The sequence below is a fragment of the Streptomyces sp. NPDC102467 genome, assembly GCF_044765445.1.
GTDB lineage: Bacteria > Actinomycetota > Actinomycetes > Streptomycetales > Streptomycetaceae > Streptomyces.
This window is the reverse complement of the sequence record NZ_JBIWKA010000001.1, coordinates 69099-91348: the sequence shown is the minus strand read 5'-3', so window position 1 is coordinate 91348 and position 22250 is coordinate 69099. Positions and strand designations below refer to the sequence as shown.

Annotated in this window: 18 protein-coding genes; 5 read left to right on the top strand and 13 right to left on the bottom strand. The window is 72.0% G+C overall.

Features of this window, described 5'->3' with window-relative positions; genetic code table 11:
- From ACIREE_RS00350 to ACIREE_RS00335, 4 genes are all read right to left on the bottom strand, one after another.
- Nucleotides 1-1965 carry an ABC transporter permease gene (locus tag ACIREE_RS00350; RefSeq protein ID WP_404144407.1) on the bottom strand — a complete coding sequence of 655 codons (1965 nt, stop codon included), beginning with the start codon at nt 1963-1965 and terminating at the stop codon, nt 1-3.
- A 1-nt stretch (nt 1966) separates the two neighbouring features.
- Nucleotides 1967-3208, bottom strand: a complete 1242-nt coding sequence (locus ACIREE_RS00345; protein WP_404144405.1) for a glycine betaine/L-proline ABC transporter ATP-binding protein — start codon at nt 3206-3208, stop codon at nt 1967-1969.
- Nucleotides 3208-4758, bottom strand: coding sequence for a GMC family oxidoreductase (locus ACIREE_RS00340; RefSeq protein WP_404144403.1), 1551 nt, complete (start codon nt 4756-4758; stop codon nt 3208-3210). The genes ACIREE_RS00345 and ACIREE_RS00340 overlap by 1 nt, the downstream gene beginning before the upstream one ends.
- Before the next feature lie 145 nt (nt 4759-4903).
- Entirely contained in the window at nt 4904-6406 is a 1503-nt protein-coding gene (locus ACIREE_RS00335) for an aldehyde dehydrogenase family protein (RefSeq protein ID WP_404144402.1), read from the bottom strand.
- A 205-nt stretch (nt 6407-6611) separates the two neighbouring features.
- On the opposite strand from ACIREE_RS00335, the gene ACIREE_RS00330 reads away from it, so the two are divergent.
- Nucleotides 6612-7547, top strand: a complete 936-nt coding sequence (locus ACIREE_RS00330; protein WP_404144400.1) for a hypothetical protein — start codon at nt 6612-6614, stop codon at nt 7545-7547.
- 32 nt (nt 7548-7579) lie between these two features.
- Here ACIREE_RS00330 and ACIREE_RS00325 read toward each other — a convergent pair whose 3' ends face one another.
- Complete coding sequence (locus ACIREE_RS00325) at nt 7580-7903, bottom strand: hypothetical protein (RefSeq protein WP_404144399.1); 324 nt, start codon at nt 7901-7903, stop codon at nt 7580-7582.
- Between the two features lie 51 nt (nt 7904-7954).
- Nucleotides 7955-8920, bottom strand: a complete 966-nt coding sequence (locus ACIREE_RS00320) for a LysR substrate-binding domain-containing protein (RefSeq protein ID WP_404144397.1) — start codon at nt 8918-8920, stop codon at nt 7955-7957.
- Between the two features lie 145 nt (nt 8921-9065).
- Between ACIREE_RS00320 and ACIREE_RS00315 the strand changes: the two genes are divergently transcribed.
- Nucleotides 9066-10487, top strand: a complete 1422-nt coding sequence (locus ACIREE_RS00315; RefSeq protein ID WP_404144395.1) for an MFS transporter — start codon at nt 9066-9068, stop codon at nt 10485-10487.
- A 247-nt stretch (nt 10488-10734) separates the two neighbouring features.
- On the opposite strand, the gene ACIREE_RS00310 is transcribed toward ACIREE_RS00315, so the two are convergent.
- From ACIREE_RS00310 to ACIREE_RS00295, 4 genes are all read right to left on the bottom strand, one after another.
- Nucleotides 10735-11724, bottom strand: coding sequence for a malate dehydrogenase (locus ACIREE_RS00310; RefSeq protein ID WP_404144393.1), 990 nt, complete (start codon nt 11722-11724; stop codon nt 10735-10737).
- Between the two features lie 322 nt (nt 11725-12046).
- The gene (locus tag ACIREE_RS00305; RefSeq protein ID WP_404144391.1) at nt 12047-13111 is read right to left on the bottom strand and encodes an XRE family transcriptional regulator; all 1065 of its coding nucleotides are present in this window, start codon (nt 13109-13111) and stop codon (nt 12047-12049) included.
- A gap of 419 nt (nt 13112-13530) precedes the next feature.
- Nucleotides 13531-13950, bottom strand: coding sequence for a DUF3017 domain-containing protein (locus ACIREE_RS00300; protein WP_404144390.1), 420 nt, complete (start codon nt 13948-13950; stop codon nt 13531-13533).
- Nucleotides 13940-14803 carry a bifunctional methylenetetrahydrofolate dehydrogenase/methenyltetrahydrofolate cyclohydrolase gene (locus tag ACIREE_RS00295; RefSeq protein ID WP_404144388.1) on the bottom strand — a complete coding sequence of 288 codons (864 nt, stop codon included), beginning with the start codon at nt 14801-14803 and terminating at the stop codon, nt 13940-13942. The genes ACIREE_RS00300 and ACIREE_RS00295 overlap by 11 nt, the downstream gene beginning before the upstream one ends.
- Before the next feature lie 217 nt (nt 14804-15020).
- Between ACIREE_RS00295 and ACIREE_RS00290 the strand changes: the two genes are divergently transcribed.
- On the top strand, nt 15021-15698 hold the full coding sequence (locus tag ACIREE_RS00290; RefSeq protein ID WP_404144387.1) for an RDD family protein: 678 nt from the start codon (nt 15021-15023) through the stop codon (nt 15696-15698).
- A gap of 71 nt (nt 15699-15769) precedes the next feature.
- Here the strand turns inward: ACIREE_RS00290 and purH are convergent, their stop codons facing one another.
- Together purH and purN are read right to left on the bottom strand one after the other, a co-directional pair.
- On the bottom strand, nt 15770-17332 hold the full coding sequence (gene purH / locus ACIREE_RS00285; protein ID WP_404144385.1) for a bifunctional phosphoribosylaminoimidazolecarboxamide formyltransferase/IMP cyclohydrolase: 1563 nt from the start codon (nt 17330-17332) through the stop codon (nt 15770-15772).
- Complete coding sequence (gene purN, locus ACIREE_RS00280) at nt 17329-17949, bottom strand: phosphoribosylglycinamide formyltransferase (RefSeq protein WP_404144384.1); 621 nt, start codon at nt 17947-17949, stop codon at nt 17329-17331. The genes purH and purN overlap by 4 nt, the downstream gene beginning before the upstream one ends.
- Before the next feature lie 369 nt (nt 17950-18318).
- Here purN and ACIREE_RS00275 point away from each other — a divergent pair, with 369 nt between their 5' ends.
- Complete coding sequence (locus tag ACIREE_RS00275) at nt 18319-19173, top strand: hypothetical protein (RefSeq protein ID WP_404144382.1); 855 nt, start codon at nt 18319-18321, stop codon at nt 19171-19173.
- 35 nt (nt 19174-19208) lie between these two features.
- Here ACIREE_RS00275 and ACIREE_RS00270 read toward each other — a convergent pair whose 3' ends face one another.
- Nucleotides 19209-20876: a DUF6350 family protein gene (locus tag ACIREE_RS00270; RefSeq protein ID WP_404145266.1), complete on the bottom strand. Its 1668-nt coding sequence runs from the start codon at nt 20874-20876 to the stop codon at nt 19209-19211.
- Nucleotides 20877-20998: 122 nt separating this feature from the next.
- On the opposite strand from ACIREE_RS00270, the gene ACIREE_RS00265 reads away from it, so the two are divergent.
- Nucleotides 20999-22183: a helix-turn-helix domain-containing protein gene (locus tag ACIREE_RS00265; protein ID WP_404144380.1), complete on the top strand. Its 1185-nt coding sequence runs from the start codon at nt 20999-21001 to the stop codon at nt 22181-22183.
- The last annotated feature ends 67 nt before the right edge of the window (nt 22184-22250 follow it).

Here is a 22250-nt window from a genome sequence, read left to right as displayed (position 1 = left end):
TCAGGCCTCCTTTCCGGTACGGCTGCGGCGTTCCGTCGGCTGGGTCACGCGGTCCAGCATCAGGCCGAGGCAGACGATCGCGGCGCCCGCGACGAGGCCCGTGGCGAGGTCGCCCTGGGCGAGGCCGAAGACGACGTCGTAGCCGAGCGCGCCACCGCCGACGAGGCCGCCGATGATGACGACGGCGAGGACCAGGACGACGCCCTGGTTGACGGCGAGGAGCAAGGCGGGGCGGGCGAGCGGGAGTTGGACCTGCCGTAGCTGCTGGCTCGTCGTGGCGCCCATCGAGCGGGACGCCTCCATCGCGGCCGGGTCGACCTGGCGCAGCCCCTGAGCGGTGATGCGGACGACGGCGGGCAGCGCGTAGACGACCGCCGCGGCGGCGGCGGGGGCGCGGCCGACGCCGAAGAGGGCGACGACCGGGATCAGGTAGACGAACTGGGGCATCGTCTGGAAGACGTCGAGGACGGGGCGCAGCATGCGTTCGAGACGTTCGCTGCGGGCCGCCGCGATGCCGATCGCGAAGCCGAGGACCAGGGTAACGGCGACCGCGGCCAGGACCTGGGAGAGGGTGTCGAGGGACGGCTTCCAGACGCCGAGTACGCCGATCGCGGCCATGGCGAGCACGGCGGTCAGGGCGGTGCGCCAGGTGCCGATCAGCCAGGCGAGCGCGGCGACGATCAGGAGCACCGACCACCAGGGCAGCCAGGTCAGGCCGGAGCGCAGCGGGTCGAGGATCCAGGTGGTGAAGTGGGCCGCCCAGTCGGCGGTGCCGCCCACGTAGGGGACGCCGGTGTAGAGGTGGTCGGTCATCCAGTCGACGGCGTCGTTGACGGGGGTGGCGATGTTCACGACCCAGGAGTCGGGCCAGTCGAGGCGGTCGGCGAAGCGGGCCGCGAGGGCGGCCACGAGGGTGCCGGCGGCGACGACGCCCCACTTCCAGTGCGCCGGGGGCTCGTGGGAGCCGAGCTTCTCCCCCGCCGCGCCGGTGACGCGGTCGAGGACGACGGCGAGCAGCACGATCGGGATGCCGGCGGCCAGTGCGGCGCCGACGTCGACGGAGGCGAGTGCCTGGTAGACGCGGTCGCCGAGGCCGCCCGCGCCGATGACGGAGGCGATGACGGCCATGGAGAGGGCCATCATGATCGTCTGGTTGAGGCCGAGGAGGAGTTCCTTGCGGGCCAGCGGGAGGCGGGCGGTCAGCAGGCGCTGACGGCCGGTCGCGCCGAGCGAGGCGACGGCCTCCATGACGCCGCTGTCGGCGGAGCGCAGGCCGAGCGCGGTGAGGCGGGCCATGGGCGGGGCCGCGTAGACGACGGTGGCGAGGACCGCGGCGGGTACGCCGATGCCGAACACGAGGACGACGGGGAGCAGGTACGCGTAGGCGGGGAACACCTGCATGGTGTCGAGGACCGGGCGCAGGGCGCGGTACATCCGGTCGCTCAGGCCCCCGGCGAGACCGAGGACGGCGCCGAGGACGACCGAGACGAACACGGCGACGGCCATGAGCGCGAGGGTCTGCACCGTGGGCACCCACATGCCGAGGGCGCCGCACGCGAGGAAGGCGAGCACGGCGGAGGCGGCGAGGCGCCAGCCCGCGACGCGCCAGGCGATCAGTCCGGCCGCGGCCGTCACGCCGGCCCAGCCCGCGGCGAGCAGCACGAGGTAGACGGCGCGGATGGAGAGGACGATCGCGTTGCTGATGTGACCGAGGAAGTAGAGGAACAGCGGGCTGCTGTCGCGGTTGTCGATGATCCAGTCGCTGGCCTTGCCGAGCGGTTCGGAGATGTCGACGGTGAGGGCGCCCGGCCAGGTGCCGCTGGACCAGCGGGCGTTGACGATCGGTACGATCACCGCCGCGGCCACGGCGAGCAGCAGGAGCTTGCCGAGTACGCGGTGGCGGAGCAGGTCTCTGCGGCGGGCGGAGCTGTCCTTGGTGGGGGCGACTGTGACGGCGGCTGTCATGTCAGACCGCCTCGTCGCCGTCGGGGCGCGGGCTCGGGCTCGGGCTCGGGGCGGCCGACGTGGGCGCCTCCTCAGCGGCGCCCGGAGCCACGACGGGCCCCGCGGCCACGCCACCGGTGTCCCGGGCCGCCCCGGACTCGGCGGCGGCGCCATCGCTCATGGTGTCGGCGTTCGTGCCGGCCACGACGCCGAGGAGTCCCTCGTGGTCGACTATGCCGACGCACTGGCCGTCGTCCATCACCCGCACGGCGAACCCGCTGCGTGCCACCGCGTCGATCGCTTCCGACACCGTGGCGTCGGCGGCGATCTCGGGGCCGCGGTCGGCCTCGTCCGCGTCGGCGGGGCGCATGACGCGCCGGACCGTCATGACCTGCTCGCGGTGCACGTCGCGGACGAACTCGCGGACGTAGTCGTCGGCGGGCGCGCCGACTATCTCCTCGGGAGTGCCGAGCTGGACTATGCGGCCGTCGCGCATCAGGGCGATGCGGTCGCCGAGGCGCAGCGCCTCGTTGAGGTCGTGGGTGATGAAGACCATCGTGCGGCCCTCGTCGCGGTGCAGGCGCACGACCTCCTCCTGCATGTCACGCCGGATCAGCGGGTCGAGGGCGCTGAACGGTTCGTCGAACAGGAGGACTTCGGGATCCACGGCGAGTGCCCGGGCGAGGCCGACGCGCTGCTGCTGACCGCCGGACAGCTGGCCGGGGCGGCGTCCTTCGAGACCGTCCAGGCCCACCTTCGCGACGACCTCCATCGCCTTCGCCCGGCGCTCGGCGCGCCCGACGCCCTGGATCTCCAGGCCGTAGGCGACGTTGTCGAGGACGGTGCGGTGCGGCAGCAGGCCGAAGTGCTGGAAGACCATGGCGGCGCGGCGGCGGCGCAGGGCGCGCAGCCGGCTCTTGTCCATGGCGCGGACGTCCTCGCCGTCCATGGACAGGTCGCCGGACGTCGGTTCGATGAGGCGGGTCAGGCAGCGCACCAGGGTGGACTTGCCGGAGCCGGACAGGCCCATCACCACGAAGACCTCACCGCGCTTGACGTCGAAGGAGACGTCGCGCACGGCGGCGGTGCAGCCGGTGCGGGAGCGCAGTTCGGCGGCGCTCAGGCCGGCCAGTTCGGCGTCGCCCGGGACGCGTTCGGACTTGGGGCCGAACACCTTCCACAGGTTGCGGACGGCGAAGACGGTCTCGGTGGAGCCCGCGTCGGCGTCCGGGGCGGGGTCCTTCACCACGGTCTGCGTACTCATCACGCGTCACCACCCAGCAGCTCGGCACACTTCTCCCCGACCATGAGCACTCCGATCATCGGGTTCACCGCGGGCATCGTCGGGAAGACGGACGCGTCGGCGATACGAATGGACTGCAGCCCTCGAACCCTCAACTCAGGGTCCACCACTGCGAGTTCATCACTCTTGGCGCCCATCCGACAGGTCCCTGCGGGGTGGTAGACGGTGTGGGCCACCTTGCGGGCGTACTCGCTGAGTTCCTCGTCGCCGGTGACGTCCGGGCCGGGGCACACCTCGCGCTTGAGCCAGCCGGCCAGCGGCTGCGTCTTCGCGATCTCGCGGGCGATGCGGATGCCGTCGACGAGGGTCTGCCCGTCGTAGTCGTCCTCGTCCGTGAAGTAGCGGAAGTCGAGGGCGGGCTTGTCCTCGGGGTTCGCGCTGGTCAGGTAGAGGCGGCCGCGGCTCTTCGGCTTGGGGATGTTCGGCGTCATGGACACGCCGTGCTCGGGCCTGACGTAGCCGAGGCGCTCCGGGTTGTCCGTGAACGGGATTTGGTAGAAATGGAACATCAGGTCGGGCCCGGCGGCCTCGGGGTCGCGCTGGATGAACAGGCCGGCGTCGCTGTCCATCGCGCTGTTGTCGGGGATCGGCCCGTCCGTCTCCCAGACGATGACGGACTCCGGGTGGTCGAGCAGGTTCTCGCCGACGCCCGGAAGGTCGTGCACGACGGGGATGCCGAGCCGCTCCAGGTCGGCCTTGGGGCCGATACCGGAGTGCAGCAGCAGGCGGGGCGTGTCGACGGCGCCCGCGCAGACGATGACTTCGCGGCGCGCGCGGACGAGCTTTTCCGCGCCGTCCTTCGTGCGTACGTGCACGCCGTGCGCGCGCACGCCGTCGACGAAGGCCAGCTTGTGCGCCCACGTCTCGAGCAGCAGCGTCAGGTTGGGGCGGTCGCCCGCCTCCATGTGGGGGTGGAGGTACGCGACCGAGGCCGAGGACCGCTTGTTGTTCTCGGGGTGGTACGCGAGGTCGAAGAAGCCGACGCCGTCCTTGAACGGGCCCTTGTTGAAGCCCTCGACGCGCGGCACACCGGTCGCGGCCTGCGCGGCCTCGACGAAGTCGCGGGCGATGGCGTTGCGGTCCTTCTCGTCGACGGCGACGACGTTGTTGCGCAGCTTGGCGAAGTACGGGTCCATCGCCTTGTGGTCCCAGCCCTCGGCGCCGGCCGCGGCCCACTCGTCCCAGTCGCCGGGCAGCGGCTTGAACGAGATGAGGGTGTTGTGCGACGAGCAGCCGCCGAGCACCTTGGCGCGGCTGTGCAGGATGTGCGAGTTGCCACGCGGCTGCTCGGTCGTGGTGTAGCCGTAGTCGAGGTCGCCGCCGAGCAGGCCGAGCCAGCGGCGCAGGGTGAGCACGTCGTCGCGGTCGATGTCGCTGGGGCCGCCCTCGATGACGGCGACGGTGACGTCCGGGTCCTCGGTGAGCCGGGAGGCGATCACCGATCCGGCCGTGCCGCCGCCGACCACGACGTAGTCGTACGTGTTCTCGGACAGTTCGGGGTGCTCAGGCATGCGTCAACTCCAAGGCGAGGCAAAGTACTTCGCGTAATGGGTGGTGCAAAGGTACGAGTGCGGAAGTACGGGTGCGGAAGTACGGGTGCAGAAGTACGGGTGCGGGGGCGGGGCCGGGCGCGGGGAGCGCGCCCGGCGGGGGCGCTCAGCCCGCGAACCACCGCACCGGCTTCGGCGCCAGGTTCTGGTAGATGTGCTTGGCCTCGCGGTACTCGGCGAGCCCGGCGGGGCCGAGCTCCCGTCCCACACCGCTCTTCCCGAAGCCGCCCCACTCGGCCTGCGGCAGGTAGGGGTGGAAGTCGTTGATCCAGACCGTGCCGTGGCGCAGGCGCGCGGCGACCCGTCGGGCGCGGCCCGCGTCGGCGGTCCAGACGCCACCGGCGAGGCCGTACTCGGTGTCGTTGGCGAGGGCGACGGCCTCGTCCTCCGTGCGGAACGTCTCGACGGTGAGGATCGGCCCGAAGGTCTCCTCGCGCACGACGCGCATCTCGCGGTGGCACTGGTCGAGGACGGTCGGCTCGTAGAAGTAGCCGGTGGCGGGCCGTACGGCGCTCGCCTCGGGGCGCTTGCCGCCGCTGCGCAGCACCGCGCCCTCGGCGAGGGCGGAGGCGACGTACGACTCGGTCTTGTCGCGCTGCTGCTCGCTGACGAGCGGCCCGCATTCCACCCCGTCCTCGGTCCCGCGGCCGAGCCGGATCTTCTCGGCGCGGCGGGCGAGCTCGGCAACGAAGCGTTCGCGCACGGACTCCTCGATGATGAGGCGCGCGCCCGCGGAGCAGACCTGGCCGCTGTGGATGAACGCGGCGTTCAGGGCCTGGTCGACGGCGGTGTCGAAGCCGTCCTCCGTCTCGCAGGCGTCGGCGAAGACGACGTTCGGGTTCTTGCCGCCGAGTTCAAGGGCGACCTTCTTGACGTCCGCGGCGGCGGCCTGGGCGACCTTGGTGCCGCTGACCAGGCCACCGGTGAAGGAGATGAGGTCGACGTCGGGGTGGTCGGCGAGGCGTGCGCCGACCGAGGCACCGGGGCCCGTCACGATGTTGGCGACACCGGCCGGCAACCCGGCCTCCACGAGGAGTTCGACGAGCACGACCGTGGTCAGCGGGGTGATCTCGCTCGGCTTGATGACGAAGGTGTTGCCCGCGGCGAGGGCCGGGGCGATCTTCCAACTCGCCTGCAGCAGCGGGTAGTTCCAGGGCGTGATCATCGAGCAGACGCCGACCGGCTCGTGCACGACGACGCTGTGGATCTCCTCGGAACCCGCGTCGACGACGCGTCCGGCGCCCTCACCGATCACGAGGTCGGCGAAGTAGCGGAAGGCGTCGGCGACGCAGTCGACGTCGACGCGGCCTTCCTCGACGGTCTTGCCGGCGTCCCGGCTCTCCAGGAGGCCGATCTTCTCCCGGTCCCGGACGAGGAACTCGGCGACACGGCGCAGCAGCGCGGCGCGCTCGGCGACCGGCGTGCTCGGCCAGGGCCCCTCGTCGAAGGCCCGGCGGGCGGCGGCGATCGCGGCGTCCGCGTCCTCGGTACCGCCCTCGGCGATCACCGCGAACGGCTTGGCATCCGCGGGGTCGATGATCTCGCGGGTGGCTCCTGAGGCGGCTTCGCGCCACTCGCCGCCGACATGGATGGTGCGTTGTACTGACACGTCCTGCTTTGCCTTCCGTTCCGGATCGCTCCCCCGAGCACCGCAGAGGGCCTCTCGGCGCGCTCTGCCGTGATGTCGGATGCCCCTGCCCTCGGGGGCGCAAAGCATGCGCATTCCGTGGCCGGAAGTGCGCTGCGTCACCGTATGCGCTGGGGAAACGGCCGAAACGTACCCTGAGGGACGTTCTGTTCTCGGGGGGCGCGCCATGACGGTCGAAGCGAAGAAGTTCGGATACGGGTGGGTGCTGGCGTCAGCGGTATGCACGGCGACGCTGATCGCGGCGACGGCGTTCTCGGACGGCGGCGGCACGGGCGGCGACGCGGACCACCACACGGACGGCGCAAGCACGAGCACGAGCGGAAGCACGAGCACGAGCGGAAGCGCCGACAACGGCGTCGCGCGGCTCACCGCCCGCGAGATATCCGACAGAGCCCGGCGCGAAGTGCTGAACACCGCGTCACTGCACGTCACGGTCACGGACCGGTCGAAGGGGGCGGGCGGCACCTCCCCGTCCGCGCTGGACATCGCGCTCGACCGCGACAAGAACTGCATGGCCACGCTCACCTTCGGCGCCAACGGCACGGCCGACGTCGTACGGCGCGGGAACCGGGTGTGGATGCGCATGGACGACAAGCTGTGGCGGGCCCAGGTACCGGGCGCCAAGGGCAGGGCGGCGGCCGAGCTGTACAAGGACCGCTACGTCACGGGGCCCGTCGGCAACCCGGCGCTCAAGGGCCTCGCGAGCGTCTGCGATCTGAACGCGCTGCGGAAGCAGTTGCGGCGCCAGACAAAAGCGGAGGAGATCGACAAGAAGGGCACGCCCACGGAACTGGACGGCACACGCGGCATGCCCGGCACACCCGTCATCCCACTGACCGGCGAACCGACCGGCGAACCGACCGGCAAGAAGGCCGGCGAGAGGGCCGGCGAGGAGAGCGGCATAACGAGGACGCTGTACGTGGCCACGCGCGGCAAGCCGTACGCGCTCAAGTACACCGAGGTGAGCGCCGGTACGCCCGGCGCCCGCGAGACCGACACCACGACGCGGTACGCGGACTACGGAAAGCCCGTACCGCTGAAGACACCGCCCGCCTCCGAGTCTGTGGACGTCGCGAAGCTGGCCTCGCTCGGCGCCGCGTAACCCTTCAGGGCCCGGCTCCTCAGGCAGCCCCCTCAGGCCGTCTCCACCGCGTCCTTCGCCAGACGGACCGCCGCGTACAGGCTCAGGCCCGGTTCGGCCTGGCGCAGGAGTTTGATGGCCTGGACCGAGTCGGCGGGGCCTTCGTGGCCCGCCGCCGCGAGACGTGCGCGCACCCAGTCCCCGCGCAGCTCGGCCTCGCTCCGGGCAGCCGCCTCGGCGATGAGGGCGGCGGCTCGCTCCAGTCCGGGCCGTTCGGCGTCGGACGCCGCTTGGAGGGCCGCCTCGACGGCATCCGCGAGGCGGTTGCTGTCCCGCAGGACGAGGACGTTCAGCTCACGGCTCGACTTCCTGATCATTTACTCATGGTGCGGCATCTCTTCCGCGCGGCACAGCCGAGTTGAGCGCCTTCAGAGGTTGTCGTACGGAGAGGGAGGCGCCTGTGCTCGCATCAGATCCCGCACACACCCCCGCAGCCACGCATGCCCCGGGTCCGCGTCGTGGCGCGGATGCCAGGCGAGGGCGATCGGCAAGGGCGGCAGTTCCAGCGGGATCGGGAAGGTGACGAGGCCGAGCGCGTCCGTCATCGGCAGGCACCAGGAGCCGACCAGCCCCACGAGGTCCGTGTCGCGCAGGAAGAAGAGCGACGAGGGGAACGAGCCCACGCTGCCCACCACCCGCCGCCGCAGGCCGAGTTCGGCCAGCGCGTCATCGATCGGGCCGTGCAGTTTCCCCCGCCGTGACACGGTGAGATGCTCGGCCTCCTCGGCGAACCGACGGGCCGTCAACTCCCCTTGCAGCAAGGGGTGTCCGGCGCGGACCGCACCCAGCATCCGGTCCACGGACATCGGCTCGATCCGCACCTCGGGCGCGGCCGAGTCGATGACACCGACCTCCAGATCGGCCGTCCCCTCCCGCAGCACCGGCGCGTCCAGATGACTCTCGCCGAGAAACCGGAGCCGGATCCCGGGTGCCTCGGCGGCGGCCCGGGAGAGCAGCGGCGGCCCGAGCAGCGCGGCGAGCGAATCGCTCCCGTGCACCGTGAACGTCCGCGTCAGGGACCGCAGGTCCTCCGCCCCGCGCGCCGCGAACAGGGCCCGCGCCCGCTCCACCACCGCCCCGACCTCGGCCCGCAGCGACAGCGCGTACGGCGTCGGCACCATGTGCCGCCCGGCGCGCACGAGCAGCGGGTCGCCGAGCGCCTTGCGGGCGCGGCCCAGGGTGCGGCTCATCGCGGGTTCGGAGAGGTGGAGGCGGCGGGCGGCGCCGCGCACGCTCTGCTCCTCCAAAAGTACGTCCAGGGCGACGAGGAGATTCAGATCGAGCCCGGCCGCCACGGACGACTGCGCCGCAGCTCGGGCCGCTGATTGCGCCATACGCAATCACCTCCTGCATAAGTTGCACTGGAAAGCAGACCAGGGCCGACCCTACGTTGAACGGGCCCCCAGGGCACCCACACCACCCCACCCGAGCTCCAGCTCCGCATCCGAAGCTCCCCATCCGAAGCTCCCAGGAGGAGCCATGCCCACGCCTGCCCGAACGACGTCCCCGCCCCCGCCCCCGCCTCTGACCGAGGGTCCGGCCGGGAGTCCGGCCGGGACACCACGCCTGGGGCGCCTCACCCTGCTGACGGTCTGCGCCTGCGTGCTGGTCGCGCAGAGCATGGTCGCGGCGATCAACCTCCTCATCCCCCAGCTGGGTTCGTCCTCGCTGCACCCTTCGTCGACGCAGATCATGTGGACGGTCGACGCGTACGTCATCGCGTTCGCGGGTCTCCTGATCCCGGCGGGCGCCGCCGCCGACCGGTACGGCCGCAAGGGCGCGCTCCTGACCGGCCTCGCCCTGTTCGCCGCGGGCGCCGCGGTCAGCGCGCTCGCCACGGCGCCCGGCCTCCTGATAGCGGGCCGCGCGGTCTGCGGCACCGGCGCCGCGCTGATCACCCCGGCGACCATGTCGATCCTCGTCCACCTGGCCGGGGGCCCGGAGCGGCGAGCCCGCGCCATGACCGCGTGGACGCTCGCGATGGGCGTCGGCGGCGCGTTCGGCAACCTCGGCGGTGGCCTCGCGGGTCAGTTCCTGTCCTGGCGCGCGCTGTTCTGGGGGATGGTGCCGCTGGCGGCGCTGCTCGCCGTGGCCGTCGCACGGACCGTCCCGCGCACCCCGCGCGCCGACCGCGGCAACCCGGACCCGCTGGGCACGCTCCTCGTCACGACGGCCCTGGTCGCGATCCTCTTCGGCATCATCGAGGGACCGACGTACGGCTGGGGCTCGGCCCGCATCCTCATCGCCTTCGCGCTCGGCGCGCTGCTGGCGACCGGCTTCGCCCGGCACGCGCTGCGCTCCCCCGCGCCCCTCTTCGACCCGCGTGTCTTCCGCGCGCCGCGGCTGCGGGCGGCGACGCTCGGCACGGCGGTGGGCTTCTTCGGCCTGTTCGCCCTGTTCTTCGTCAACTCCCAGTACTTGCAGGGCATCAAGGGCTACGGTCCCGCACTCACCGGCATCGCGATCTTGCCGGTGACGGTGGGGATGGCGCTGGCCCCGAAGATCGTCGCGCGCCTGCAGGCGACGCCCCGACCGGTGGTCACGGCCGGCCTCGCGCTGATCGGCGTCGGCCTGCTCGGCGCGTCGACGGCCGGGCCGCATACCCCGTACGGCGTCTACATCCTGTGGCTCCTGGTCATCTCCTTCGGCACGGGCACCTGTATGCCGGCCCTGACCATCGGCGTCCTGACCTCCCTGCCCGCGCACCAGGCGGGCCTGGGTTCCGGCCTCGGTACGGCGTCCCGCGAACTCGGGGCGGCGCTCGGCGTGGCCGTCGCCGGGACGGTGCTGGCCGGTGCCCCGGACTTCTCGTCGGGCATGTCTTCGGCGCTGGCCGGGGTCGGAGTGGTGACGCTGGTCGCGACGGTCGCGGTTTCCTTGGGCTATCGCGGTCGCGCGTGATCGTCTGCCAGGTGGGGCTTGGTGGGCGAGTGTCGGCCCGGTGGGGACTTCTCGCGCAGTTCCCCGCGCCCCTGCTCATGGGGCGCGGGGCTGTGTCGATCAGCGGCTCCGCCGCGGGGCGCGACCAGCCACGACGAAAGCCGCGCTCGCCCCCAACGCAAACCGCCCGCGGCGGGTCGGAAAACCCACCGCGGGCGGCAAAAGCAGAACCAAAGGCGGAGCCAAACGCGGAACCCCGCCGGCGAGGCTAGAGCAGACCGAGGCCGCGAACAGCCTCGCGCTCCTCCGTCAGCTCGGCGACGGACGAGTCGATGCGCGCACGCGAGAACTCGTTGATGTCCAGGCCCTGGACGATCTCGTACTTGCCGTCCTTGGTGGTGACGGGGAACGAGGAGATCAGGCCCTCCGGGACGCCGTACGAACCGTCCGAGGGGATACCCATGGAGGTCCAGTCACCCTCGGCCGTGCCGTTCACCCACGTGTACACGTGGTCGATCGCGGCGTTGGCGGCCGACGCGGCCGACGACGCACCGCGCGCCTCGATGATCGCGGCGCCACGCTTGGCGACGGTCGGGATGAAGTTCTCGGCCAGCCACTGCTCGTCGTTGACGACCTCGGCGGCGTTCTTGCCGCCGACCGTGGCGTGGAAGATGTCGGGGTACTGGGTGGCGGAGTGGTTGCCCCAGATGGTCAGACGCTTGATGTCTGCGACCGTCGACCCCGTCTTCTTCGCGAGCTGGGTCAGCGCGCGGTTGTGGTCGAGGCGCGTCATCGCCGTGAAGCGCTCGGCCGGTACGTCCGGCGCGGCGGCCTGGGCGATGAGGGCGTTGGTGTTGGCCGGGTTGCCGACGACGAGGACCTTGATGTCGTCCGCGGCGTTGTCGTTGATGGCCTTGCCCTGCGGCTTGAAGATGCCACCGTTGGCGGAGAGCAGGTCGCCGCGCTCCATGCCCTTGGTGCGGGGGCGGGCGCCGACGAGGAGGCCGACGTTGGCGCCGTCGAAGGCGACGTTCGGGTCGTCGGTGATCTCGATGCCCTGGAGCAGCGGGAAGGCGCAGTCGTCGAGCTCCATGGCGGTGCCCTCGGCGGCCTTGAGCGCCGGGGTGATCTCCAGGAGGCGCAGCTTGACCGGCACGTCCGCGCCGAGCAGCTGGCCGGAGGCGATGCGGAAGAGCAGTGCGTAGCCGATCTGGCCGGCGGCGCCGGTGACGGTGACGTTCACGGGAGTGCGGGTCATGGCGTTCTCCGTATGACAGCAGGTTTTGATCGATCTCTCGGCATCAAGAGATCCGCTCGTCAGGCTATCGCGCCCCGCCGCCACCGGACCTACCGGTTCGTGTGGCTCACCCCACAGAGCGCGCCCCCGCCCCCTTCGCACACGGGGACGGCCGCCGGCCCGGGAGAGTGGGCGTGGCGGCCGTCGTGGGGGTGTCACCGTGTGACCATCCCGTGGGGGTAGTGGTGCGCCTTCCCCGAAAGGAAGCCCCTATGCGCACTCATTCGGGCGACGCTCGGAGCACGACCCCGGAGCAGGTAACCGGACCACACACCCGGGCCACCTACTCGGTGCAGCCCTTCTCGCCGGACGCGAGCGTGACGCACGCCTTCGCGGCGGAGGCCGAACCGACCTCCACCATCGGTGTGTACGCGTCCGTGTCCGCGTCGCCGACCAGGCCCTTCTTCGACGCCTTGGCGCCCGCGTCGAGCTGCACGCTGTCGCCGGGGGCCGCGCCCTGGATCCGCGCCCAGGCCGCCTTGCACGTCTTGCTGTAGCGGACCTCGACGGTGACCGCGCCGACCACGGACCGGGTCGGGCTGTCGGCGAGGTCGCCGCCGCAGCCCATGGCCTCCGGGTCCTTGCCGGTGCAGCCGTCGCCCACGCACTGGACGCCCGCGGGCAGTTGGGGCGCGCTGGTCGACGGCGTCGACGAGGGCCCTGCCTTGTCGTTCTTGTCGCTGTCGCCGCCGCTGGTCAGGACGTAGGCGACGAGCACGACGAGCGCGGCGCCCACCACTCCCGCGAGGAACATGGTCAGCCGCCGCCTGCCCGGACCGCCGGAACCCCCCGGTGGCGACGCGGGCGGGGTGGGCGGGGCGACCGGCCCGGCAGGCCCGAACTGGCCGACGGGTGTGAACTGGCCGACGGGCGCGAACTGGTCGACACTCGGCGCTTGAGCCTGCGGCGGCACGGTCGGCGAAACTCCCGCGGGACCGGCGATGCCGGTGGTCCGGGAGGCGGTCGCACTCCCGTTCCGCCCGCCGCCGGAGGGCGCGGTCGGTCCGCCGAACTCTCCCAGCGCGGCGCGCGCCTGGGATATGCGTATCGCCTCCATGGTCATGTCGTGGCGCGCCTCGGAACGGCTCCACGCGCGCTCCGCGAGCTCCCACATCGTCGTCAGATGCACGGGATTGGTGCCGGTCACCTCGGCGAGCGCCACGATGGCACCCTTGGGCGCGAGCAGCCGCCCGTTCAGATACCGCTCCCACGAGGTCTTGCTGTAGCCGGTGCGGTCCGCCAGCGCGGCGATCCCGAGCCCGCTGCGGTCCACCAGTCTGCGCAACTGGCTGGCGAACTCCTTTACCTGCGGGTCGAGTTCATCCGGCAGCGCCTTCCAACGAGGCATTTCCTTCCCCCTATTCCCCCCGTACGTGCCCGAATACCCCCGCGCCGCGCTCTGGCCCCGGCTTCCACTGGCTACCCACTGGGATGCGAGTAGCCAGGATGTCAGTTCCCTGGGCGGGGGCGCACGGGGGCATTCGACAGCGTTCGACAGCGCGATCTCCGGAGCGTGCCCCCTCGCACCCTCCAGGTCCGGGACGTCCAGAACGGTCCCGATTTCCCAGGCTATGCGGGGAGTCCGGCGCCCTACGACAAATCCCCGAAGTTGACCGCACATCGCCACACAAGGACGGCGGGCCTCCATCCCGGAGGCCCCACACGTCACTCCCGGCCACTCGCGGTCACTTGCGGCCAAGCCCCCGGCCGGCCACCGACGTCACGACCTCCGACGTCACCACCACCGACGTCACCACCACCGATGACTCATCGCACGGTGAAGTGCAGCGTGTCCTGCAAGAAGGGGATCTTCAGCCAGGGGTCGGGCTGCGCCATCATCGCGAGCAGCACGATGGCGAGGCCGAGGATCCCGTACGTGACCATGTCCGTGAAGCGCGAGCGCACGGCGAGCATGCCGACGGACGGCAGCACCCAGCGCATCACGGCCCCGCCGAGCAGGCCCACGCCCACCAGGATCGTGCCGACGCGGAACAGGTCGAACGCGGTGAGCAGCAACCCGAGCCCGGTCAGCACGAGCACGGCGATCAGCGGCCACTGGCGGGCGGGGGCGGGGGCGTCGCCGGAGGCCGCGCGGCCGCCGCCCTCGGGGCGCGCGGTGTCCCGCGTCCACAGCGGGAAGCGTCGCGTGCCCCGCTTCTTCGCGCCCCGGGAGGTGTCAGCGAACACCGTTCGCGTTCCGTTCGGCGGCCTCGACCACGTTCACGAGGAGCTGGGCGCGGGTCATCGGGCCCACGCCGCCGGGGTTCGGGGAGATCCAGCCGGCGACCTCGGTGACGCCGGGGTGCACATCGCCGACGATCTTGCCGTTCTCGTCGCGGGAGACGCCGACGTCGAGCACGGCCGCGCCCGGCTTGATGTCCTCGGGCTTGATCAGGTGCGGCACGCCCGCGGCGGCCACGACGATGTCGGCGCGCTTGAGGTGCGCGGAGAGGTCACGGGTGCCGGTGTGGCACTGGGTGACCGTCGCGTTCTCGGACTTGCGGGTGAGCAGCAGCGGCATCGGGCGGCCGATGGTCACACCGCGGCCGACCACGACGACCTCGGCGCCCTTGATCTCGACGCCGTGCTTGCGCAGCAGCGTGATGATGCCGAACGGGGTGCAGGGCAGCGGCGCCGGCTCGTTCAGGACGAGGCGGCCCAGGTTCATCGGGTGCAGGCCGTCCGCGTCCTTGTCCGGGTCCATCAGCTCCAGGATGCGGTTCTCGTCGATGCCCTTGGGCAGCGGCAGCTGGACGATGTAGCCGGTGCAGGCCGGGTCCTCGTTCAGCTCGCGGACGACCGCCTCGATCTCTTCCTGGGTGGCGGTGGCGGGCAGTTCGCGCTGGATGGAGGCGATGCCCACCTGCGCGCAGTCGCGGTGCTTTCCTGCCACGTACTTCTGGCTGCCGGGATCCTCGCCGACGAGGACGGTGCCGAGTCCTGGCGTGACCCCCTTCTCCTTCAGGGCCGCCACGCGGACGGTCAGTTCGGACTTGATCGCGGCTGCGGTGGCCTTGCCATCGAGAATCTGGGCGGTCATGGGGCCCATTCTTTCAGGGCGGCCCGCGTTCCCCCAAGTTGCACTTGCGGAACAGCCGTGGCGGCCCTCTGGACAGGACCCTGTCCGGTTGAGGAGCATGATCCGGGTAGTACCGCGGACTGCGGCAGGGGGGCAAACCGCGTACGCGGCCGCATCTACGACTAATTCCTCCGCAGGTCCGCGCCGTCCCCGACGCCATACCCGGAGGAATCCCGCCATGAGTTACGGCGAACCGAACAACCCTTACGGACAGCAACCACCGCAGCCGGACCCGTACGGCCAGCAGGCCCCGCAAGGCGTCCCGCCGCAGGGGTACGGATATCCGCAGCAGCCCGGCCAGCCGTACGGCGGCTACCCCCAGCACCCGCAGCAGCAGGGGATGCCGCAGGGCATGCCCGGGGTCCCGCCGATCGCTTCGATGGGCCGCAGACTCGGCGCGCAGCTGATCGACGGCGTACTGATCGGCATCGTCTACGTGGTGTTCCTGGCGCCGAAGTTCAGCGACTTCATCGACGCGGTACGGGCCTGCGACTCGGCCTCGTCCACGTACGACACCTGCGTGAACAACGCCACATCGGACTTCCAGTCCGCGACGTTGCCGATCGCCGGGATCTTCATGCTCGTCGTCCTGCTCTACCAGGTACTGATGATCGCCTTCGTCGGTGCCACGCTGGGCAAGCTGGCTGTCGGCATCCGCGTCCTGAAGGCGGAGACCGGTGCGAAGCCGGGCATCGGCGGCGGCTTCCTGCGCTGGATCATCCCGGTCGTCGGCAGCTTCGCCTGCGGCATCGGCGCGCTCGTCGTCTACCTGTCGCCCTTCTGGGACAAGTCCGGCCGCAAGCAGGGCTGGCACGACAAGGTCGCGAGCACGGTCGTCGTCCACGTGAAGGGCTGACCCCCGGCACCTGTACACGTCGAGGGCCCGCCGGTCACCGACCGGCGGGCCCTCGACGTGGTGCGGGTGGCTCAGTGGAAGAAGTGGCGCGTCCCCGTGAAGTACATCGTCACGCCCGCCTTCTTGGCGGCCTCGACGACCTGCTCGTCACGGATCGAGCCGCCGGGCTGCACGATCGCCTTCACGCCTGCGTCGATGAGGATCTGCGGCCCGTCGGGGAACGGGAAGAACGCGTCCGATGCGGCGTACGCGCCGCGCGCCCGCTCCTCGCCCGCCCGCTCGACGGCGAGCTTGCAGGAGTCGACACGGTTGACCTGGCCCATGCCGACGCCGACGGAGGCGCCGTCCTTGGCGAGCAGGATGGCGTTGGACTTCACGGCGCGGCACGCCTTCCACGCGAACGCCAGCTCGTCCAGCTCGCCCTGCGACAGTGCGTCGCCGGTCGCAAGGGTCCAGCTCGACGGGTTGTCGCCGTCGGCCTGGAGGCGGTCGGTGACCTGGAGCAGCGCGCCGCCGTCGATCTGCTTCGTCTCGACCTTCGCGGCCGGTCCGTTCGGGACGCGCAGCACGCGGATGTTCTTCTTCTTGGTGAGGGCTTCGAGGGCGCCGTCCTCGTAGTCGGGCGCGACGATGACCTCGGTGAAGATGTCGGCGACCTGCTCCGCCATCTCCTTGGTGACCGGCCGGTTCACCGCGATGACGCCGCCGTACGCGGAGACCGGGTCGCAGGCGTGGGCCTTGCGGTGGGCCTCGGCGACGTTCGCGGCGACCGCGATACCGCACGGGTTGGCGTGCTTGATGATCGCGACGCACGGGTCGTCGTGGTCGTACGCGGCACGGCGCGCGGCGTCCGTGTCCGTGAAGTTGTTGTACGACATCTCCTTGCCGTGCAGCTGCTCCGCCTCGGCGAGGCCACCGGTGCCGTCGACGTAGAGGGCCGCGCCCTGGTGCGGGTTCTCGCCGTAGCGCAGGACGTTCTTGCGCTCGTACGTCGCACCGAGGAACCCGGGGTGACCGCTGTCGTCGGCGGCGGCGTACTCGTCGGCGAACCAGGAGGCGACCGCGACGTCGTACGACGCGGTGTGCCGGAAGGCCTCCGCGGCGAGCCGCTTGCGGGCGGTGAGGTCGAACCCGCCGTCCTTGACCGCCGCGAGGACGTCGACGTACCGCTCGGGGCTGGTGACCACGGCGACCGACGGGTGGTTCTTGGCGGCGGCGCGGACCATCGACGGGCCGCCGATGTCGATCTGCTCGACGCACTGGTCGGGGGTGGCGCCCGAGGCGACGGTCTCCTTGAACGGGTACAGGTTCACGACCACCAGCTCGAAGGGCTTCACGCCGAGGTCGGCGAGCTGCTTCTGGTGATCCTCCAAACGGAGGTCGGCGAGAATGCCCGCGTGCACCTTCGGGTGAAGCGTCTTCACCCGGCCGTCGAGACACTCCGGGAACCCGGTGACGTCCTCGACCTTGGTGACCGGCACCCCGGCGCCCGCGATCCTCGCGGCGGTGGAACCGGTCGAGACCAGCTCGACGCCCGCCTCGTGGAGCCCGCGTGCCAGCTCCTCCAGACCGGTCTTGTCATAGACGCTGACCAGCGCCCGGCGGATGGGCCGCTTGTTGCTCTCGGCGGTCACGGGATAACTACCTTTCGTCCCTCGATGCTGAAGCCGTTACGGGCCAGACGCCCCACGACATCGACGAGCAGCGTGCGCTCGACTTCCTTGATGCGCTCGTGCAGAGCGCCCTCGTCGTCCTCGTCCCGGATCTCGACCACACCCTGGGCGATGATCGGGCCGGTGTCGACGCCGTCGTCGACGAAGTGGACGGTGCATCCGGTGACCCTCGCGCCGTACGCGAGAGCGTCGCGCACACCGTGAGCACCGGGAAAACTGGGCAGCAGGGCCGGATGCGTGTTGACGCACCGCCCGCCGAAGTGCGCGAGGAACTCCTTGCCCACGATCTTCATGAAGCCCGCGGAGACCACCAGGTCCGGCTCGTACGCGGCCGTCGCCTCGGCGAGCGCCCGGTCCCAGTCCTCACGCGCGGCGTGGTCCCTGACCCGGCACACGAAGGTCGGGATACCGGCGCGCTCGGCGCGCTCCAGGCCGGCGATGCCGTCCCGGTCCGCACCGACGGCGACGATCTCCGCTCCGTACGCTTCCGCCCCCCGGGCCGCGATGGCGTCGAGCAGAGCCTGCAGATTCGTACCTGATCCGGAGACCAGCACGACGAGGCGCTTGGCCTTGGCCACGGCGGGGCCCTTTCTCGTTCACGTTCTCGTTCTCGGGAGAGCTGCTTCGCACGGTCGGCCTTGTTCGTTTCTGCGACGCGCCCCCGCGCTCGTACGTTCATACGAAGGCATCGCACTCGCCCGTACGGGGAACCTACGAATCGGCCGACCGTCAGCAACGATACCGGCACACCCGGCGGCCCCCACGGGACGGGGGCGTGGCCGGGAGGTAGCGTCAGCGTCCAGGAACACCGAGCAAGATCCCGCAAGAACCGGCCCCGGCGCGGAACGCCGGGCGGGCACGGGACGTTGACGTAAAGAACGAACCAAGCCGCACGACCGAGCCGCACCTGCGACACGACAGACGACCTAGGGGAAGACGCACACCTGATGCCGGACCGAAGCCTTCGCCTCACGCTGCCCGCCGGCGCTGTCCTGCTGCGCGAAGGCCGACCCACGCCGCCGTCGCCGTCCAAGGAGTCCAACGAGTCCAAGGAGTCCAAAGGACCTCAGGAGTCCAAGGAGGAGGCGGCGAAGGGGAGCAAGGGGCGCAAGGCGTCCGGGGAGAGCGCGGCGGACAATCCGTTCGCGCCGCCGCCCGAGGACGCCCCCGACCGCCCCTGGCAGCCGCGCCGCCCCGAGGGCTCGGATTCCGACGGGGGCGACGGCAGCTCTCCCTGGGGCAGCCAGTGGAGCGACCGCCAGCCGGGCCGTGCCCAGGGCGGCCGGTTCGGTGACCGCCCCGGTAGCGGGGACAGCGGGCAGGGCGGCCCCGAGCGCCAGGGTTCCGGCAAGGGCCCCGGCCAGGGTTCAGGACCCGGCGGCTTGCGCTGGGACCCGACGGACCCGGCCCAGCGCCGCGCGCGCTACGCACTCCTGTCGGGCATGTGGGGCTTCTTCTTCGCCCTGTTCGCCTGGCCGTACGTGGCCCTGCTGCTCGGCGCACTCGCCCTGTACTGGAGCATCAGCGCCCTGCGCGCGAAGGCCCAGCCCCGCACCCCGAACCCGGACGCCCCCGCACCGGCCGTCGCCGCCCCCGACACCACCCGTCCGCAGACGACGGCGGCGATCAGCGGCCTGGTCACGGGCGGGCTGGCGCTGGCGCTCGTGGCGTCGATGTTCACGGCGAAGCTGGTCTACAGCGATTACTACGAGTGCCGTGCGGACGCCCTGACCAACGCGGCGAACAAGTCCTGCGAGGACCTTCTCCCGAAGGAGCTCCGCCCCCTCCTGGGCGCGCGTTGACAGACACCGGGTGACCGGCAAGCGGTAGCGGCGCGTCAGGACTCCGGTCCGACGGGCCGCTCCGGGCTCCGCGGCTGCGGCTGCGTCGGCTCCTCTTTCAGGCGCGCCTCGTCCTTCAGGAGCGCCTCGTCCCTCAGGAGCGCCTCGTCCCTCAGGAGCACCTCTTCCCTGAGGAGCGCCCAGCGCGATGCGCGTGACGCTTCGTCAAAGACGTCGTAAGGCTCGAACGCGCCTGATGTGTCGGCGAGTTCGGAATCCGGTACTGAGACGGGAACGGAGCCGGACCCGGGGGCAGATGCAGGAGCGGAGACGGAAGCGGAGACGGGGGCAGAGGCCGGAGCGGACGCGGGAGTGACGGCGGAGTCGGGTGCGGAGCGCTTCCGCCGCGCCGCCACCGACGCGGCCCACGCGGTCATCCGGGGCCGCACCGCGGACTCCCGCCCGCGCCACCACCGCACCACCAGCGCCACCGGCACCCCCACCCCCGCGATCCACGCCACCGCGGCCGGCCCGACCTGCCGGCCCACGGGACCGAACGCGGCGAGCGCCGTACCGCCCAGCGCGCCGCCCGCCGCCACGGCGAGCACCGCAAGCGCCGCCCCGCACAGCACGGCCGCCACGCCCACGGCGTACACGACCCGTCCCCGCGACCACCCGGCCGCCTCACCCGCCACCACCACGAACCACGCCACGGTCACCGCCGCCACCACCGGCACCGCTCCGGCCGACCACGTCAGCGGTGAGCCCACGCCCGGCGCGGGCACCGCCGCGAGCAGCGGGAACGCCGGCAGCAGCGGCCCGCTCGCGCTGCCGAGCGGGCCCACCGTGTGCCCGGCGCCGAGCACGACCCCGGGCCCCAGCGCGTACGCGGCACCCCAGATCGTGGCGTTCGGCACCAGCGCGAGGCAGAGCAGCAGCACCGCGACCCGCCCCGACCATGCCGCGGTCAGCTGCTCGAACGACTCGCGCACCGCTTCCCCGTGCCACACGAGCCCCGCGGCCACCACGAGCGCGCCCCCGGCGGCCAGCGCGAGGACCCCGGCGGCCGCGGCCCGTGCGGCCACCGGCAGAACCTCCCGTACGAGCACCTGGGGCAGCACGTCCAGGGACTTGCGCAGCGCCTGCGGCAGCGGTCCGCGCGGCCGTCCGCGCGCGCTCCACACCCCGGCGCCGGCCGCCGCCACGGCGACCAGGACGAGGTGCGCCCCGCAGCTGACCCACGAGGGCCGCAGTTCGCCGCCGGACGCGTAGGCCGCGGCCGCGGTGCCGACCAGCAGATAGCCGAGCGCGACCCCGGCCCACACCCCGGAGGCGGGCACCTGCGGCGGCGCCTCCGCGCCCTGCGCCCCGTCGGTCTCCGGGTCCGCCGCGTCCCGCGCGGCCCTGTGCACCAGCCACACCGGCAGGGCCATGAGCAGCAGCGGGGTCACACCCATCGGCGCGGGCACCCCGGACAACGTGTCCGTCCTGACCAGCTCGGCGCCGTGCGCGAGCAGCCACAGCGCGGCGGCGGTGTGCAGCGCGCCGCTCGGCCCGCTGTCCGGGTAGGGCGAGCTGATCCACATCACCACCACGAGCACGGCGAAGACGCCGAGCCCGAGCCCCGCCGCGACGACGCCCCCGAACACCCCGGCGGCGGGTCCGGGCGATCGTTCCCGCACCCGGGTCAACAGCAGGGGCAACGACACTCCACGGCCGGTCATTTGAGTCACCGGCCCATGCTCCCAACGACTCACTCATTCGCCCCGCAACAGGCGAAGTATGGATGTGTCGCTCAAGATACGTTTATGTACTTTTTCGCGCGAAAGGGTGTGTGGAGTTCCCCATGACGCAGAGCGCTGCGACCCCACTGCCGACGCCGAAGGAGCGCCGCAGACTCCGCGAGGCGAAGTCGCTGACCCAGGCGCAGATTGCCACGAAGGTGGGCGTGACCCGCGAGACGATCCGCTCCTGGGAGTCCGGCCGCACCGCTCCGAGGGGCCGTAAGAGGGAGGCGTACGCGAAACTCCTGACGGACCTGACGGGTCGGCCCCCGGCGCGGGACAGGAACCGGGACCAGAACAGTGCGCGGCAGCCGGAGCCGGTGGCCGCGGGCGCCATCCAGGTCGAGCCGGTCGCGCACATCGCACCGGCCGCGCCCGGCGAACGGGCCACCTGGCCGGAGCACGCCACCACCGCGCCCGAGCACGCCGCCGGGCCGGAGCAGCCGGCCACGAGGACCCCGGTCGAGGCCTTCGACGCCCTGTACACGCACGCCGCCCCGCTCCTGGTGCGCCAGACCTATCTGCTCACCGGCCGCCGCACTCTCGCCCGCGAGGCCGTCGAGCGCGCCTTCCAGCAGGCCTGGGAGCGCTGGCCCGAGGTCGCCGTCGATCCGGATCCGGCGGGCTGGGTGCGCGCGGCGGCGTACGAGTACGCGGTGTCGCCCTGGCACCGGCTGCGCCCCGCCCACCGGCAACCGGAGGCGCCGCCCGCCGACGCCGACGACCGCAAGCTCCTCGACGTACTCCTGAGTCTGCCGCCCGCCCACCGGCGCGCCCTGCTGCTCTACGACGGGGTGGGCCTGGATCTGCCGGAGACCGCCGCCGAGACGGAGGCCAGTACGCCGGCCGCCGCGAACCGCATCCTGAACGCCCGCGACGCCGTCGCCGAGCGGCTGCCGGAGCTGGCCGTCCCCGAGCAGCTGCACCGGCGGCTTGCGGAGCTGGCGGGCGCGGAGAAGCTCGACGCGCCGAAGTCCGCGCTCGTGCGCAGTGTCGGCGAGAAGCGCACCCGGTTCTGGACGCGGACCGCGATCGCCGTCACGACCCTGATCGTCGGCGCGACGGCGCTGACGGTGCGGGTGGCCCCGACGCACTACGAGCCGGTGCCCGCGCCCGGTGCTCCCATCAGCGGAGTGCCCCCGCTGACCGGGCCCGAGCGGCTCACCGCACAGGACCTGGAGTTGCGCAGGCAGCTGCGGGCGGAGCTGAGCGGCGGCCCCGAACGCCTCACACCCGCGGCGGAGTAGGCGAAACGAGCGGAGCGAACGATCAGTGGGCCCGCACCGTGCCGGTGCGGGCCCACTGATCTGCGTA